This window comes from Segatella hominis (genome assembly GCF_019249725.2).
In the GTDB taxonomy this organism is placed as follows: domain Bacteria; phylum Bacteroidota; class Bacteroidia; order Bacteroidales; family Bacteroidaceae; genus Prevotella.
In genome coordinates this window covers 651,840-667,315 of the sequence record NZ_CP137559.1, presented here as the reverse complement: position 1 = coordinate 667,315, position 15,476 = coordinate 651,840, and the positions used below count along the sequence as shown (strand labels likewise).

Sequence of the window (15,476 nt, the reverse complement as noted above, 5' to 3'; positions counted from 1 at the left end):
CAACTACATACAAGCCCAACCAAACTTTCTGACTATTTCAGTAAACAGACCTTTATCTTTAACTGGGATATTAACAACAATGCTTTCCTTACCTGAAGTTTCCAGATAATAACCTTCATCTGGCAAACGATCTTCAGGTATTGTAGTATTGATTTTCAAATCCAGCACAAGGTTATTATCAGCCCCTCTCACATTAAAGTACTCCTTATCTCCTTCAGGAGACAAGAACAAGGAGCGCAGGTCTTTCTTTCCCATGCAGAAATCCTGCAATCTCTTACTGGAAATACGAATTGCCGTATATTTGCATTCGGGAGTATCTTCATACAGCAAACACAAATACAACGTATCAAAACAATCCCTTGCGGTTAGCAATTGAGGATTGTCGTAGTACTCCAGTATGCTATCTACTTTTAGCTTGGATTGTTTCATATTCATAATTCTATTGTTTTTGCCTTTTTAATATCAAACGCTTTGCTTCTCCACCAAGAATAATGAGAGTTTTTGAATGTCTTCTTAATTTTTCCATCCATTGTCCGAAGGCTTACCTCCGCTATATTGGCATGCTTGAACTTTGGGAGTTTCAATAGTCTTTTTGCATCCTCCAATAAGGAAAAGACAGATACTGCTCTCACTATACAATCATCAATACCTTCTCCTTTAAAAACTTTATTTGGTGCCAATCGTTTTTGAGAGAAAAAGTCCTCTGATTCCGCAGGATTTCCATAGGATACACGGAAATAAGTACCATTGCATTCAACAGAGTCAAATGGCGGACAACTCGGTGGCAATTCTTCAAACCATTGATATTCCATAATCATATTTTTAAAAAACACATGGCAAAGATAACATTTTAATTCGATATTCACAAATTTTAGGACGAAAAAATTAGTGAAGTCAGGCTATGAGTTGATCATTATGAAGCCTACCCCTTAGTTTTTTGCATTTTTATTGAGAACTTGCCAGCTTACCATCTACTTTCTTAGCGGATAGACTTTACTTTTTTAGAAGATTTAACCCATTCTTAGCCCCCTATTTTTAGGAAAATCAGTAACTTTGCATAGACATCAACAAGACAAAACATTTTCATCATGGCAAAACATCTTATAATAAAAGGAGAAACGAAGGCAGAACTTTACGCCACTCTCATCCCTCAGCTTCAATCGCTCATAGAGGGCGAAAGCGACATCATCGCCAATATGGCAAATATTTCAGCATGCATCATGGATACCTTTCATTTCTGGTGGGTAGGTTTCTATCGCGTCATTGATGAAAACCTTGTATTAGGACCTTTCCAAGGACCTTTGGCTTGTACCCGCATCAAACGGGGCAAGGGAGTTTGTGGCACAGCTTGGGACAAGGCAGAAACCATCGTTGTAGAAGATGTAGAAAAGTTTCCTGGTCATATAGCTTGCAGTAGTGCTTCTCGCTCAGAGATAGTAGTGCCTGTCATTAGAAATGGTGAGGTCATCGCCGTACTGGACATTGACAGCGAACACCTCAACACCTTCGATAGTATTGATAAAGAATGGTTGGAAAAGGTAGCAGAAATAGTGCTCAAGTCATATTGAATCTTTGCCGAAAGTTATTGATTTTCAAGGATATAGCTTATAGAGAAACAACATGACTTAAAGATGCGCATCATTGCACCTTAAAGAAGCGCATCATTAACACCTAACGAAGCGCATCATTAGACCTCAATAAAGCGCTTCGTTAAAGTTTATACTTCTGCATCCTTTAAAAACTTGCTATTTTACAAGGCTGCAGCCACCCTTCTAACTTTTGCCAATCTGGCCATAAAGGTTGAATCATTTTTTGTTGATTGCAGATTATATCTCATCTGCATTTTCAACAAAGGCTCAGCATTCACTCCAAGTGCAGCCTCAAAGAGCAGAGCTGTTTTTTCCGTCACAGGGCGACGTGTATTCAGAATTTCGTTCAGAGCAGAATAGGCAATCCCCATTTCCTCCGCCAACTGTCGCTGAGAAATTCCACGATATTCTATTTCATCCTTCAAAACATCTCCAGGATGCGTAGGAAAAGCCGGAGTCATCTCGTTTGCTTGCATTCCCTTTATTGTTTTTTTATCGTTGCTCATAACTGTATCATTTATAATGGTTTGACAATTCTGTTATATTACATATGGTTGCAATAGTCTGACCATCCTCAAATTCTTCTTCAAATTCTATTCGATACTGATCATTCACTCTTACCGAGGACAATCCTTCTTTGTTTCCTTCTAACCGTTCATAATTGAGAGAATTATATTTCCATAGGCCTTGAACGTTATCTTCCGATATCATAAGGTCTATCACTCGAATTCGCTCCTGAAAACCTATATATTTGAGTTCAAAATAAGGGGTTTTTGTGAAAAAATCCGCAGTTTTGAGCTCTTAAGTGAAAGAATAAGCCGAAAAACGCTCCATAAATAGGGATTTCTTATCATAGTATAAATACACAATAATTGTTCCCTCTCTAATTTACGTATTACTGCCCATGGTTGATTCAACCCCCATGAGTTAGGATTTATAAATCACTCATAATTAAGTACTTAACTCCGCCACTTGGGGGTAATTCTAATTCACTCTATATGTTTATCAGCATCTAAAATGTTCCGTATTTCATATCTTTTGGCAAAGATAATAAATCTTTTATATAATATCGAATTTTATTATTTTTTTAACGTAAAAGTTATTTTTGAGGCTATTTTTGCGATTTAAGACCTCGAAAATGGCGAAAAAATGAAGCATAAATGCAAAAACAAGTACCCCAAAATACAGTTTTAGTAAAGAAACGCAACAAAATGATAGGCAAGAAATGGATATTGAACATGGATTTTCTTTGAATTTGAGAGACAGGAGCATATAAGAATAAGATTTTTTAGGAGAGAAAAAGAGGGTTCAAATAATCACATAACACACTGATAGTCAAGCACTTCTAATTACATCTTATACACTAAGACACTTGCTATGAAGAAAACAAAATCCGGTCAAAATCGGTCATGGTCATTTTCGGTCAAAATGAAAATGAAATCGGTCAAAATGGGCTATATTATAATATAAATATATTTATATTATAATATAGAATGACCGAGCGCCCCCGAAAATGATTTTGACCGAAAATGACCATGACCGGAAATGACCGCTTTTCTAAAATTCTGAGTCACAAGCCTTCATTTTCTTCAAAATCAGTCAAAATGCAGCAATTGATTTCCGAAATATCATTGTAAAGCACTATCAGTTAGGAACTTACAGACACCCCTAAAAAATCTATAGCGGAAAAATTTGTTTTCAACTCCAAATTGTTGTACCTTTGCACCAGCAATCGAAAGAAAGCTTCTCTTGTACCGAAAGTCGGTCTTCATAGACGACACATCCTGGTCTTATTCGATGTCAGGCGCCGGACATCAATGACGACCAAAATAAGGGCAAGAAATGAGGCTTCTGGGGAATTGAAATATCAACCATATAAACACACACAAAGTATGATTAACTACAGTATTACCATGCGCTCAGTGAACAGTAACCTCCTTATAGGGTCTATATGCCACCTATTGATTGTGGCATATAGACCCTTGTTGTATCTGCGAAATCCGCGTGCCAAACCTTTTATGTTCGGGTTTTATAATCAACGATTTTTATAACCTTTGGTCATCACCTTGCGCACGGTGCCGTCGCTCATTTTCACGATGTTTATTCCGTGTTGCAGAGAGTTCACTTTTGTGCCGTTTAGCGTATAGATGGCTTTCACGGTAGCTTTGCCGACACTCTCTATTGGCTTCACCGATGCCAATATGCCAGATTCTGGCACGTTCCCCTCTATCTGGTAGAAGTTTTCGGCAGGAATTAAATTCCAATAGGTCTTCGTCGTCTTGTAGGTGTCGAGCAATGCTTTTGGAACGTACACCTTAGAATTGAACTTCTTTATATAATAAGTGAAGTAATAAGGCACATTCATGGGTTGTGGCATGCGGCATACCAACGACTCGATTTTTGCGTCAACAAACGCCCAGTCTCCGATGTTTATAAGCGTAGAAGGGAGGTCAACATATTGCAATGGTTTATAGTATCTGAAAGCATGGTCGGTGATATATTTCACACCTTCGTCCACGATGAGTTTCTCGCAGGTCAATCTAGGCAGTTTACCTTTTCTCACACCCCCAACTGTTTTAACGACGTTGCCTGCCGTTTCCACTTTGCCAGGAATCAGAAGGACACCATTCTTCACGGCATTGCTTAAAATGACATCCGCCCACATGCCATCTACCGATACTTCGTCATTTGCGTCACGTCCGTTCTTGTAGAAGGTCACCGTACCTTCGCAAAAGAGTATGCCGTCCTTGTAGGCGTACACGGGATTGTCGCCAGTGTCAATGTGCTTCAGGTTGGAGTTGAATGCCAATACCGACGCTGCTCGCAACGACTTTGGCAAGACTACCGTGTTATCGGCATCTGTCAGTGCGTCTGCAGATATTCCGAATATGCCTTCGGGAACTGTCACCTTGACTGTTTCGCCTTGGGGTGTGTATTTTATAAGCCAGTCGGAGAAAACAAAAAATTCATTCTTGATGCCGTTGGTAAGGAACTTTGTTCCGGAGAATACCGCCCCCTCTTCACCAAGATTCTCGATATGTTTGGGGATATTGTTGATGTTTTCAAGATTCCGGCAGTATGTAAAAGCTCCGTCGTTAATGTACTTCAGATTGTCGGGCAATGTGACAGAGGTAATGCTCTTGTTGGAATAGAAGGCTTTTCTATTAATCCCAACCACCGTGTATTCCTTGCCGTCAACTTCTATTTTCGACGGAATCGTAACGTCGCCCTGAGCCTTCTCGCCATCATCCACCCATGCCGTTCCGTCGGTGCGGAGTTCATAGTCGATGTTGTCAACTTCATGAGCCTGTCCATTAGTTGTCACAGCGATGACAAAGCAAAGCAACAAGGTTCGCATCAATGATTGTAGAGAAAAGGAATGTTGTCCTTTCACGAAGAGAGTTGAGTAAATAGTTTTCATAATACTTCTGGTTTTTGTTGGCAGCCCCCGATGCCATTTGTTACTTGAATGTTTATGTCGCTGCATAGCCGGAAGTGATACGGAGGTACATCGCCCCGAACTTACACCGATTGTTTTCTTGCAATGAATGCTGCTCCATCATACCAACCTGCAGATGGCAAGATGATGAAATACACTGAGCCCTATTCTTGCCCATCTGCTATAAGATAGCGGAATGAGCGGTTTGTTACGCTGCCCTTTTCTTATTGAGGGCTTTTTATCCCCGCCAGCACTGAGGCTGACGGGAATTTTAAATCTTTATTTTTTTTCAAATACTGGGCGTACTGGGTAACCATTTTCACGTATTACTTTATACATACTAGGCATTACATTCGTTTCATCGATTTCCCAATTAATAGCCTCTTCTGAAGCTGATTGATAGCAACCGGAATTTTTCCATTTATCGACATAATAATAACCTGCAGATGGTAAGATGATGAAATTGCCATTCGGTCCAACCACTTTCCAGTAATCAATAACTGTCTTGTTATTTTTATTTGTTGTCGTTGCGACCTCCCAAGTACATTCAGCCAACAGTTCTTCCCATTCTTTCACGGTAGGTGTGCGGTAATTGTTGCCGAGATTAGCAGTAGCAGCATCATCTTCAGGTTGGAGCAATGTCAGCTTATCTGTCTCGTTGTACTTAGTGTAGTCTGTTTTTTCTCCTATAATTTCAACCCATTTGTATGTAGTTATATCATATTTCTGCTTTGTTACAGTCTCACCCCATGCATAGTAGTTGCCCTTTTCATACTCGCTATTTGCACCTACGTTGTATTTTCTCCACATCAGTCCGCTTGGCAAGCCGAGGTCTACACAATCCTTTACCACTGTTGTAGAGCCTCCGGCAGCCTTCAGTTCCTCCAGTTTCTTAGCGATTTCAGCCAAAGCGTCAGCATTGCTCTTGTTTCCGGCCTTCACCTCCTTTACGAGGTTGGCAATTTCGTCCTTGATGCCGTTGATGGCAGCGTCGTAGTCAGGCATAGCCTTGATAGCATTCTCAATGGCGTCGAGCTTGTTGCTGTAGTCTGGAATAGCGTTCATGATGCCCTCAAGTGCAGCAATCTGATCATCAAGCTTGCTATTCTGGTCCGTAATGAGAGTGTTGAGAGCCTTGAGCTGTGCCTCATAATTAGGCAGTGCCTTGATGGCAGTCTCGATGGCAGCGAGCTTTGAGGTGTAGTCAGGCATAGCCTCAACTGCACTACTGATAGCTTCGAGCTTGTTTGCCAATGTCAAAGTCTGAGTCTCCAATGTAGAATTGAGCAAGGCGAGCTTGTCCTTGAGTTCCAATGTCTGATTCTTCATGGCTGTTTCAAGAGCACCGAGTCTGAGGTCTAAAGCCTTTGTCTGGTCATTAATCACACCCTTGAGAATATCCATCTTCTCCTTCATGGCGATGGTCTGGTCTTCCAAAGCACCCTGGATGAATCCGAGCTTTTCTGCGAGTTCAAGAGTCTGCGATGTGAGCGCCTTCTCTATAGCCTCAAGCTTCGCTGTGTAATCAGGCAGCGCGCTGATAGCCTTCTCAATAGCCTGGAGCTTAGCGGTATAGTCCGGCAGCGCCTTGATAGCAGCCACGAGAGCGTCGCATTTCTTTTCGAACGTGAGGGTCTGAGCCTTCATGGCGTCCTCGATAAGAGCCAGCTTGCCTTCCAATGAGAGGGTCTGAGCCGTCATGGCAGCCTCGATGACAGCGAGCTTGGCGTCGATAGTAGCATTGACAGAGTTGAGCACATCCTTGATGGCTTGCAACTTGGTTTGCTGGTCGGCATTCATCTTGTCGATGGCAGCCGTAAGCTGGGCAATGGCCTGCTCGTTCTTAAGCGTACCATTGTTGATGGCATCCACCACCTTGCTGAAGTCGTTGACCACAGTAACACTCATTGTATAGTCGATCTGGGGAGCGTCTTCCTGACAAGAACTGAAGAACGCAGGTATAGTCAGCAGCATTGCGCCAGCTAACAAGATTGATTTTAATGTTCTCATAATCGTATGTTTTTTAAGTTATTACTTTTTTACCTTGATAGTTACTCTTCTGCCTTCAAACGTCTTTTTGCCGTTCTTGGCTCCGATGGCAGTCTGTGGTTGGAGATCCTCTGGAGCGAAACCTTCCTTCAACAGTACCTTTACTACCCGCTTCAGGCGGCGCTCAGAGAGGGTCTGGTTGTACTCTCGGAGGCCCGGAGTGCTTGCTTCGGCAAGGATAGACAGTTTCTCGCCCTTTACGCTGCGTGCAAACGTGCGCAGACGGTCCATTTCCTCACGGCTCATGTACGAGCTGTTGTGTGCAAACTGTACGAAGTGCTCCTGTGTAGCCACTACAGCCTTCTTGCTCTTCTGGCAGTCATCGAGCTGTCGCTGAAGGTCGCTGTTCTGCTGTTCAGCCTTCTGTCGGAGTGCAGCTTCACGGTCGGCACGGGTCTTTTCGGCATCAGCTTTCTGGCGCAGGTTGTTGGCTCGGTCGTTGAGCGCAGCCAACTCGCCGTCGTAATAGTTGCGCAGCTTGCGTGCACGACTCTGTACGAAGTTGTAGCGAACGGTTGCCATAGCGTAGATGAGATGCTTCGGAGCCACCTCCTTGCGGTTGAGCAGCCAGTCCATCTCGCCTTTAACGCCTACGGTGAAGCGGCGGCTCACGTCAGCCTCGATGTGCAGTGTGGCAGGGATGTAGAGCTTGTCGAAGTTCTCGTGGCGGTTGCGTGTGCTCACGTTGCCCGTAATGGTGACGGTACCGTCATTATTGATATTGGTATTGCTACCTATCGGCTTGTTGGTACCGTTCTCGGTCATGGTGTTGTTTATCCACATACCGTATTCATTGCCACGGGCGAATATTCCGCCTACACCTGTGCCTATCCAGATGTTGAACCACTGTGCCTTACGTGCAGGCCAGAACTCCATGAAGTTGAACTGTGCGCCAAGTTTCACGCTGTGGGTATTCATCACATAGTTGCCATAGGTCTTTACAGGCATCACCTGGGTATTGATAGTCGAGAAGCGTTGCTCACGGCGGTAGCGCGACCAGATGTAGTCGGCACCAATGCGAACCCACGGGCGAATGGTGAAGTCGATGCCACCGCCTACTGCGGGCGACTGCTTATAGCTCTTCTTGGCGTCGAAGTTCTCATACCACACACCGTTAGCCCACGACAATCCTCCCTGAGCGTAAATGCTCCAAGTATTAGTGCGCAGTTCCTTATTAGTATCGCATGGCGGATCAGCTATGCCCTCACCCTCGGTCTGCGCCTGAGCGCCTACCGTGAAGAGCGATGCAATCAATATGCTGAGCCCTACTCTTGCCCATCTGCTATTTGATAGCGCAATGAGCGGTTTGGTTCGTTTTGTATCCATACTATGCCTTTTTTATTAATTATATATTGTGAAAGTTTTGCTATATCAAACTCCTGAGCCATTCCAGGAAAAAGCGCTTTCGTATATGAGGTTCGGGTGGCATCTTGCTATGCATCGTTTCACCTTCAATACAGCCTCCCCGCCTGTCTATCTCCACGTTTATCATCTCACGGATTGTATCAAGCAGTTGGGTGCGATCCTCCATAAAATGCTGCGCCTCGTCTGTCTTGCGTCGGCGGTCGTCATATCCAATATTATTATCTTTCTGTCCCATAGCCTAAGTATTACAAGTTTCACATTCCATGAAGTTTTCTCTTTTAATGCTACCAATCTGTCTTAGTCTTGGTGCTGCAAATTTAGGAATAAATTCAGCTAAGTATCTTATGAAAATCGGACAAAAATATGTGATAATCCGACTTTTTAACATGAACAGGATTGTTCTAATCGGACATAAAAACAGCGTAAGTTGCTGATTTTCAGCAAAACATCAAGAACACAAAAAACGTAGAATCGTTGTGATGTCTGTGGTGTGTCAGAGTGATAAGTTTTTACCCTCATTACTATATTTCTTTCTATTTTATTTTGGGTTTAGCAAACAATTTGTATTAATTAATTTTTAAAAAATCGGTCTATATCAGTAAAAATCACCGATATTCCATTTAATTCGTTATCTTTGCACAAAAACCCAATAATCCTCGCCTATGTACAACCTAAGACATAACACTGCCACTCTTGTGTGGTACCTTATTATATTAGTGATGCTGATTTCCTGTGGACAGAAACCAGCGAAGATATCCCTTGCCGAGCGCAAAGCTATGGACAGTATCGTCTCCTCTTCTCATAATATTGACACACTCTCCATGATACAGAAACGCATGGAGCGTGAGGGAAATATGTTAGGTAGCATCGTTGCCTACAGAGTAATGGGAAAAGAGTTGCGCAACGACAGTAGATTTGACGAGGCACTGAAGGTACACAGCGAGGGACTGAAGCAGGCGGAGACCTTAGGCGATACATTAGAGATCGTGCAGGCTCTGAACAATATCGGCACCGTCTATCGGAGAATGGGAATGCTCGACATGGCTCAAGATTACCATTACCGCGCTTTCGCTATCAGCAAAGAGTCTGCCGACACATCTTTTACGACCACGAAAAACCGCGTGGTATCACTCAATGGACTGGGCAACATCTATCTCACCCTGGGCAACTACGCACGTGCCGACAGTGCGCTGCGACTGGCATTAGCAGGCGAACGAGAATTGAACAGTGCCTTAGGACAAGCCATCAACTATGCCAACATCGGTTCTATATTCAGCCACCGTGAACAGTTGGACTCGGCATGGAGGTACTATCGCCAGTCCATGGGACTGAATCTGCAGGCTGGCAACACACTCGGTGTGGCACTATGCCACATTTATTTCGGTGAGCTACACGAGAAAGAGCACGACTATGAAAAAGCCATTTCGGAGTATGACAAGGCTTATCAGCAGTTGCAGTCGTCACAAGACGAGTGGCACGCAATGAATCCGCTCATTGCCCTGGCTGGTATTTACACCCAAATGGGCAACGACACCAAGGCACAGGAATATCTGGACAAGGCGCTGCACACTGCACGCGCCATCAAGTCGCACGAACATTTAGCTGAGGTTTATAACTTATATTATAAACTATACAAACGCAAGGGCAACTACAGTGCGGCGCTGACGGCGCACGAGAAGGCTGCAGCCATGGAAGACAGCGTCGTCGATATGGAGAAACTGAACCGCATACAGAACGCAGGACTGCTCATAGAACGCAACATTCAGGCTCGGGCGATGGACGAGGTCAATACAAACCTAAAGAACGAGCGGTCGGCACGATTCACCAACACCATCGTCTTCATAATCATTATGATAATACTGATTGGTACACTGGTGGTGTTCTACTTCGTACAGCGCATACACCGTCGCAACCACCTGGCCCTGAAAAGCCTTGCCGAAATGCGCGAGAGTTTCTTTACAAACATCACCCATGAGTTTCGCACACCACTCACTGTGATTCTCGGTTTGAGCCGCGACCTGCCTAATAAATCCCCAGACGAACTGAAACAGAGCGCCTATGCCATCGAGCAGCAGGGAAACAACCTGCTGGCGCTCATCAACCAGTTGCTTGATATTTCGAAAATTAAGTCGAAGATGGGCAACTTCGATTGGCGCAACGGCAACATCACCACCTACGTTTCGATGCTGGTGGACACCTATCGCAACTATGCCTGCAGCAAGAACATCGACCTGCAGCTGCATGTGAAGGAACCCGTGACGATGGACTTCGTGCCCGACTTTGTCAACAAGGTATTCAACAACCTCCTGTCCAATGCCTTTAAATTCACGCCCGAATATGGCAAAATCATCGTTGCCATGTGGCGCGAAGGCAGCAACCTCCTTATAGAGGTAAGCGATACGGGAGAGGGTATGGACAAAGAGACTGCCAACAAAGTGTTCAATCCATTCTATCAGGGAGTAACCGACTCTATGAATATTGGTACAGGCATTGGACTGGCACTCGTAAAGCAGGTGATTGACTCATTGAACGGCAAGATCAATGTCAGGAGCAGGGAGGGCTATGGAACGACGTTTCACATCGAAATTCCTATAACAAACGAGTGCAACGTGAAGCTCGACGAACAGCCTATAGACAACACGCCTGTTCTGCCTACAGAGGAAAAAACACTAACAGATACCGATGCAAAGGACAACCAGTACACGATGCTCGTGATAGAGGACAATCGCGACATTGCGACGTACATCGGTGAAGTGCTTAGCGAACGCTATGCTGTGGCTTACGCTACTAATGGAGAGGACGGATGGCAGAAGGCCATCAACCTCGTACCCGACCTGATTATAACCGACTTGATGATGCCGGGCATGGACGGTTTGGAACTGTGCCGACGCATACGCTCCAACGATGTAGTGAATCACATACCTATCGTCATCGTCACGGCAAAGATTTCAGACCAAGAGCGCATCGAAGGCTTTGAGGCTGGTGCTGATGCCTATTTAGCCAAACCGTTCAACGTGGACGAGCTGCGCACTGTAGTGGAACGTCTGCTCGACCGCCAGCGCTCGCTGCGCAACAAGTTTAGCGACAATGCTACTCATACGAAGGAACAGCAGGATGAGGTACAGCTGACGGATACTGAGCGCCGCTTCCTCGCCAAGACGGTGGATCATATCTATCTGCTTATGGACAAACAGCAGCTCAACGTGAATACGCTCGCAGAAAAGCTGTGCATGAGTCCACGACAGTTCCATCGCAAGATCGTTACGCTCACGGGCAGTTCGCCAGCCTCTTTCATTCTGAATATCAAGATGAAGCGTGCTCGCCATCTGCTCGAAACCGCCCCAAAAATGAGCATAGACGATATAGCCTTCTGCTGCGGCTTTGAACATACTTCCAGCTTCTATCACGCCTTCCGTAAAAAGTATGGAGTTACGCCAAGGGATGTGAGAAGAGGAATAGAGTAAACCATCTACTTCTCCGCAAATAAATTGGAGATTGCATAAAGAGGAATGATGTCTATCTTCTTGCCATCGGGACTCTCGAATGTACCAAAGTTTTCGAGAGAACAGCGAATGCCCATTTCTATATGCTTCTGCGGATTGCGCATCAGCGAATACATACTACTCATAGAACCCTTCACGCCCGATTTTACTTCTATCGGAACGATGCTGCCACTGCGAGCTATCACATAATCCACCTCGGCACAAGTACCTTTGTTCATATTTTGCCAATAGTACAACTGGTGCCGCGTCTGCGGAGAAGAATATTTGATAAGTTCCAAACCCGCCATCATCTCTGCCACATGCCCCTTGTCAACAAGATCGATGGAGTCTGCCACCATCATCTCCTTGATGCGCTCATCGATATCATCATCTATTCCTAAGATACCAAGTAGCACGCCAGTATCATGAATCAGATATTTTACTACCCGCTCATTGATTTCAGCTCCAAGCGGCACCCCATTGGCATCCGTATGATAGGTCGGTATGATTAGCCCGGCATCCTTCAGCATCTCCAAAGCCACCTTTACTTCTGCCGAACGATATTGCCCTTCTACCCTACTGCAAACAAACTTGGCTCCTGCCTGATGCGCTACACTTATGAGAGTTTGGCGCAAAAGCAGAGGATTTGCCTTGGCTCCGTATTTGGCAAAATCGTCCTGATAGCCCTGAATGATTTCGTTTACAATGTCACTACTATAGCGATAAGATCCTGTCTCCGTGTAGGTTGCCACGGCTTCTGGCATTCCGCCAACCAGCATATAACTTCGGAAGGCTTCCACCAACCTATTATAGAATGCCTCGGGAAGCGGATTCGTAGGACTGCTATTTCGCTTGATTCTAAGAAGCCCCTCTTGTCTCGTTGCTGTCAGGAATTCATCAAAAGACATCGGATAGACAAACAGGGAACTTACTCTGCCCACTCCAAATGATGACAAATTCTTTAGCGCAAACTCCAAGAGCGAACCTGCAGCAATGACATGAAGTTCGGGATAATCTTCCTTAAAAAACCAAAGGCTATGAATGACGTCTTCACACTTTTGTATCTCATCAAGGAAAAGAAGGGTTTCGCCCGGAACAACTGGCACATTAAAGAAGTCGGAGAGCTTAGCAGCAATGCTCTTCACATCACGACTGCCCTTAAAGAATTCCATCACCTCAGGATTTCTTTCCACATTAACTTCCAAAAAATATTTGAAGTTCTTGCCTAAATGCCGAATGGTGCTCGACTTGCCTACCTGTCGGGCGCCCCTCACCAAAAGCGGTTTCCTTCGAGGATTATCCTTCCATTCCAGTAAAGCCTGGTCGATGCTTCTTGACAAGTATTTATCCATATCTTTGCGTCTTAATGATTATATGGCTGCAAAAATACTGATTATTAACAAGATATGCAATTATTTTATGTTAACTTTGCTAAAAGATAGAGTTATAATGGGGTGTTTTATGACAAAAGATAGAGTTATAAAGGGGCGTTTTATGACAAAAGATAGAGTTATAAAGGGGCGTTTTATGACAAAAGATAGAGTTATAATGTCTTATACGTGAAAAAGTTGTCACCTTTAGGATGGTTAAACTAAATTTGTTACTATCTATTTTTCTTATCACTAAATGAGTTACGCATTTTTATTTTTATCACTATATGGGTTGTCAGCGAATACCCATTATACCTAACTAGGTTACTCTTTTTAAGGAGCTATCCCTAGAAAGGTTACGGTGATGATATTCTTTCAAATGCAAAGATACACATTTTCAACTAATTAGAAGATTTTTCCCAAGGATTTTTCCACATTTTCTGCTGTGGCCCCACTTGAGTATGTGCAACTGATGGTGTTTGATTACCGATACTCATATGCGGTCTTTCGTCGTTATAAAACGCAATAATCCTGGTCAGTTCCTTCTTACATACTTTACGAGTAGGAATTGTCATTCTATAAAGCCATTCTGTTTTTAAAATGCCGTTTGCACGTTCTGCTATAGCATTCTCCAAAGGATCTCCTGTTTGAGTCATACTTATTTGTGAGCCATGACTTTTTAGGATAGATACATAATTCTGACTGCAATACTGGCTTCCTCTGTCAGAGTGATGAATGAGTCCTTTTGCTGTTTCTTCATCAATGCTTTTATATGCCATTTTAAGCGCTTCTAATGGATATACAGTTTCTAATGTTGGACCAACAGCCCATCCAACGATTTTATGGGAATACAGGTCTGTTATAAGCGAGAGATAGCACACACCTTCATTGGTTTCAACATAGGTGATGTCACTTGCCCAAATCTGGTTCGGATGGGTAGGAACGACTCCCTTAATCAGGTTTGGGTATTTGCGATAATTATGGTCGGAATCTGTTGTCTTATAGCGCCTACGGCGCTTTATACGTACCATGAGTCCATGCTTACGCAGCATCTCAATAAATGCGTCACGACCAGGGAAGCAGCCTGTATCCTCAAACATCTGTTTCAATATGACATGCAACTTTGCAGCTCCTAAGCCAGGATTCGACTTACGATACTCACGTGCCTTTTCAATGATGATAGACTCAATGGCCTCTTCAGCAAAGCCGTCAGAGACATTGCGCTTATTATATGCTTGCCGGGTAAAACCAAACAGCCCGCATAGAGTGCCTAAACCTTGGCTCTGGCACTCTGTGCGGAGCAAGCTTACTGTTTGGTACCAGATTTTTTTCTCACAGGAATATTGAAGGTTTCTTCTGCGAGGTCAATCATGGTGGAGAATGCCTTAGAGCGAAGCTTCTCTAACTCCAAAGCCTTGCGGAGACGCTTAATCTCTGCATCTTTCTCTTTCAACTGTTCATTTGTTGTCTTTGCCATATCGTCACGGTTTTGGTCTTCTGGCGGCAAAGATAACAAATCTTTTTCATTTAAGAACTTATCCATCCAAGAAAATAGCACTGTACGACTGCTTATATAGTATTTCTTGATGATTTCTTCTGCTGGGAGCCCACTCTCCATATACTCTCGAACTATCATGATACGATCATCATCTGTAAAAGAGTAGCTATTCAACTCTACCTCACGGGTCTCAAACCAACCAGTGTCCTCATTATACACACGTTCAATTCTTGTCTTACGTTTCATTGTCACTTCTGTTTGTTCCTAAGTGACAACCTTTTTCAGGGAAGTACATAAAGGAGCGTTTTATGACAAAAGATAGAGTTATAATGGGGTATTTGTAACAGATTTCCAAAGCAAACTGTCAGAGACAGAGGAGAGAGGCATAGTTTCATGTATAAGTTTCTTATTATGGGCGCTCATGCTCAGTCAGGATGATAATATATAATAGACGTCATAAAATTCCCTCAAGGCTTCAAGAGCTTTAAATCTTGTATTGCCCATTTTATTCGAAATGACAAAGGAAAAATGGCAAAAACGTATGGGTATCGTTAAATCATGTTGGCATATTAAATTAAAAAAGACTAATTCATTCATCCATCAGAATAAATATTGTATTTTTGCATTTGATTTATCATCAATAGTTAGTGATAAAAAGAACAGAAAACAAATTTAAAAATTACA

Annotated in this window: 14 protein-coding genes; 2 read left to right on the top strand and 12 right to left on the bottom strand. The window is 43.6% G+C overall.

The window, feature by feature from the left end:
* Positions 1-3: 3 nt before the first annotated feature.
* On the bottom strand, positions 4-435 hold the full coding sequence (locus KUA50_RS02595) for a DUF6575 domain-containing protein (RefSeq protein WP_256624367.1): 432 nt from the start codon (positions 433-435) through the stop codon (positions 4-6).
* Complete coding sequence (locus KUA50_RS02590; protein ID WP_218458047.1) at positions 432-812, bottom strand: hypothetical protein; 381 nt, start codon at positions 810-812, stop codon at positions 432-434. Before KUA50_RS02590 ends, KUA50_RS02595 begins: the two co-directional genes overlap by 4 nt.
* Before the next feature lie 276 nt (positions 813-1,088).
* Here KUA50_RS02590 and KUA50_RS02585 point away from each other — a divergent pair, with 276 nt between their 5' ends.
* Entirely contained in the window at positions 1,089-1,568 is a 480-nt protein-coding gene (locus KUA50_RS02585; RefSeq protein WP_218458046.1) for a GAF domain-containing protein, read from the top strand.
* Between the two features lie 182 nt (positions 1,569-1,750).
* Here the strand turns inward: KUA50_RS02585 and KUA50_RS02580 are convergent, their stop codons facing one another.
* The 7 genes from KUA50_RS02580 to KUA50_RS02550 all read right to left on the bottom strand — a co-directional run bounded on the left by KUA50_RS02580 (position 1,751) and on the right by KUA50_RS02550 (position 8,677).
* Positions 1,751-2,095 carry a HigA family addiction module antitoxin gene (locus KUA50_RS02580; protein WP_218458045.1) on the bottom strand — a complete coding sequence of 115 codons (345 nt, stop codon included), beginning with the start codon at positions 2,093-2,095 and terminating at the stop codon, positions 1,751-1,753.
* 7 nt (positions 2,096-2,102) lie between these two features.
* Positions 2,103-2,300 carry a type II toxin-antitoxin system RelE/ParE family toxin gene (locus KUA50_RS02575; protein ID WP_218458044.1) on the bottom strand — a complete coding sequence of 66 codons (198 nt, stop codon included), beginning with the start codon at positions 2,298-2,300 and terminating at the stop codon, positions 2,103-2,105.
* A 1,324-nt stretch (positions 2,301-3,624) separates the two neighbouring features.
* The gene (locus KUA50_RS02570) at positions 3,625-5,010 is read right to left on the bottom strand and encodes a leucine-rich repeat domain-containing protein (protein WP_218457583.1); all 1,386 of its coding nucleotides are present in this window, start codon (positions 5,008-5,010) and stop codon (positions 3,625-3,627) included.
* 52 nt (positions 5,011-5,062) lie between these two features.
* The gene (locus tag KUA50_RS02565; protein ID WP_218457584.1) at positions 5,063-5,206 is read right to left on the bottom strand and encodes a hypothetical protein; all 144 of its coding nucleotides are present in this window, start codon (positions 5,204-5,206) and stop codon (positions 5,063-5,065) included.
* A gap of 101 nt (positions 5,207-5,307) precedes the next feature.
* Entirely contained in the window at positions 5,308-7,038 is a 1,731-nt protein-coding gene (locus tag KUA50_RS02560; RefSeq protein ID WP_218457585.1) for a hypothetical protein, read from the bottom strand.
* 21 nt (positions 7,039-7,059) lie between these two features.
* On the bottom strand, positions 7,060-8,403 hold the full coding sequence (locus KUA50_RS02555; RefSeq protein ID WP_218457586.1) for an OmpA family protein: 1,344 nt from the start codon (positions 8,401-8,403) through the stop codon (positions 7,060-7,062).
* Between the two features lie 40 nt (positions 8,404-8,443).
* Positions 8,444-8,677 carry a protein regulator of cytokinesis 1 gene (locus KUA50_RS02550; protein ID WP_218457587.1) on the bottom strand — a complete coding sequence of 78 codons (234 nt, stop codon included), beginning with the start codon at positions 8,675-8,677 and terminating at the stop codon, positions 8,444-8,446.
* 484 nt (positions 8,678-9,161) lie between these two features.
* Here KUA50_RS02550 and KUA50_RS02545 point away from each other — a divergent pair, with 484 nt between their 5' ends.
* Positions 9,162-11,906: a response regulator gene (locus tag KUA50_RS02545; protein ID WP_256624325.1), complete on the top strand. Its 2,745-nt coding sequence runs from the start codon at positions 9,162-9,164 to the stop codon at positions 11,904-11,906.
* 5 nt (positions 11,907-11,911) lie between these two features.
* On the opposite strand, the gene KUA50_RS02540 is transcribed toward KUA50_RS02545, so the two are convergent.
* The 3 genes from KUA50_RS02540 to KUA50_RS02530 form a co-directional block, all read right to left on the bottom strand.
* The gene (locus KUA50_RS02540; protein WP_218457589.1) at positions 11,912-13,276 is read right to left on the bottom strand and encodes an ATP-binding protein; all 1,365 of its coding nucleotides are present in this window, start codon (positions 13,274-13,276) and stop codon (positions 11,912-11,914) included.
* A gap of 419 nt (positions 13,277-13,695) precedes the next feature.
* A complete protein-coding gene (locus KUA50_RS02535; RefSeq protein ID WP_218457590.1) occupies positions 13,696-14,598 on the bottom strand; it encodes an IS3 family transposase in 903 nt (300 codons plus the stop codon).
* Between the two features lie 2 nt (positions 14,599-14,600).
* Entirely contained in the window at positions 14,601-15,038 is a 438-nt protein-coding gene (locus tag KUA50_RS02530; protein WP_089543290.1) for a transposase, read from the bottom strand.
* Positions 15,039-15,476 lie beyond the last annotated feature (438 nt).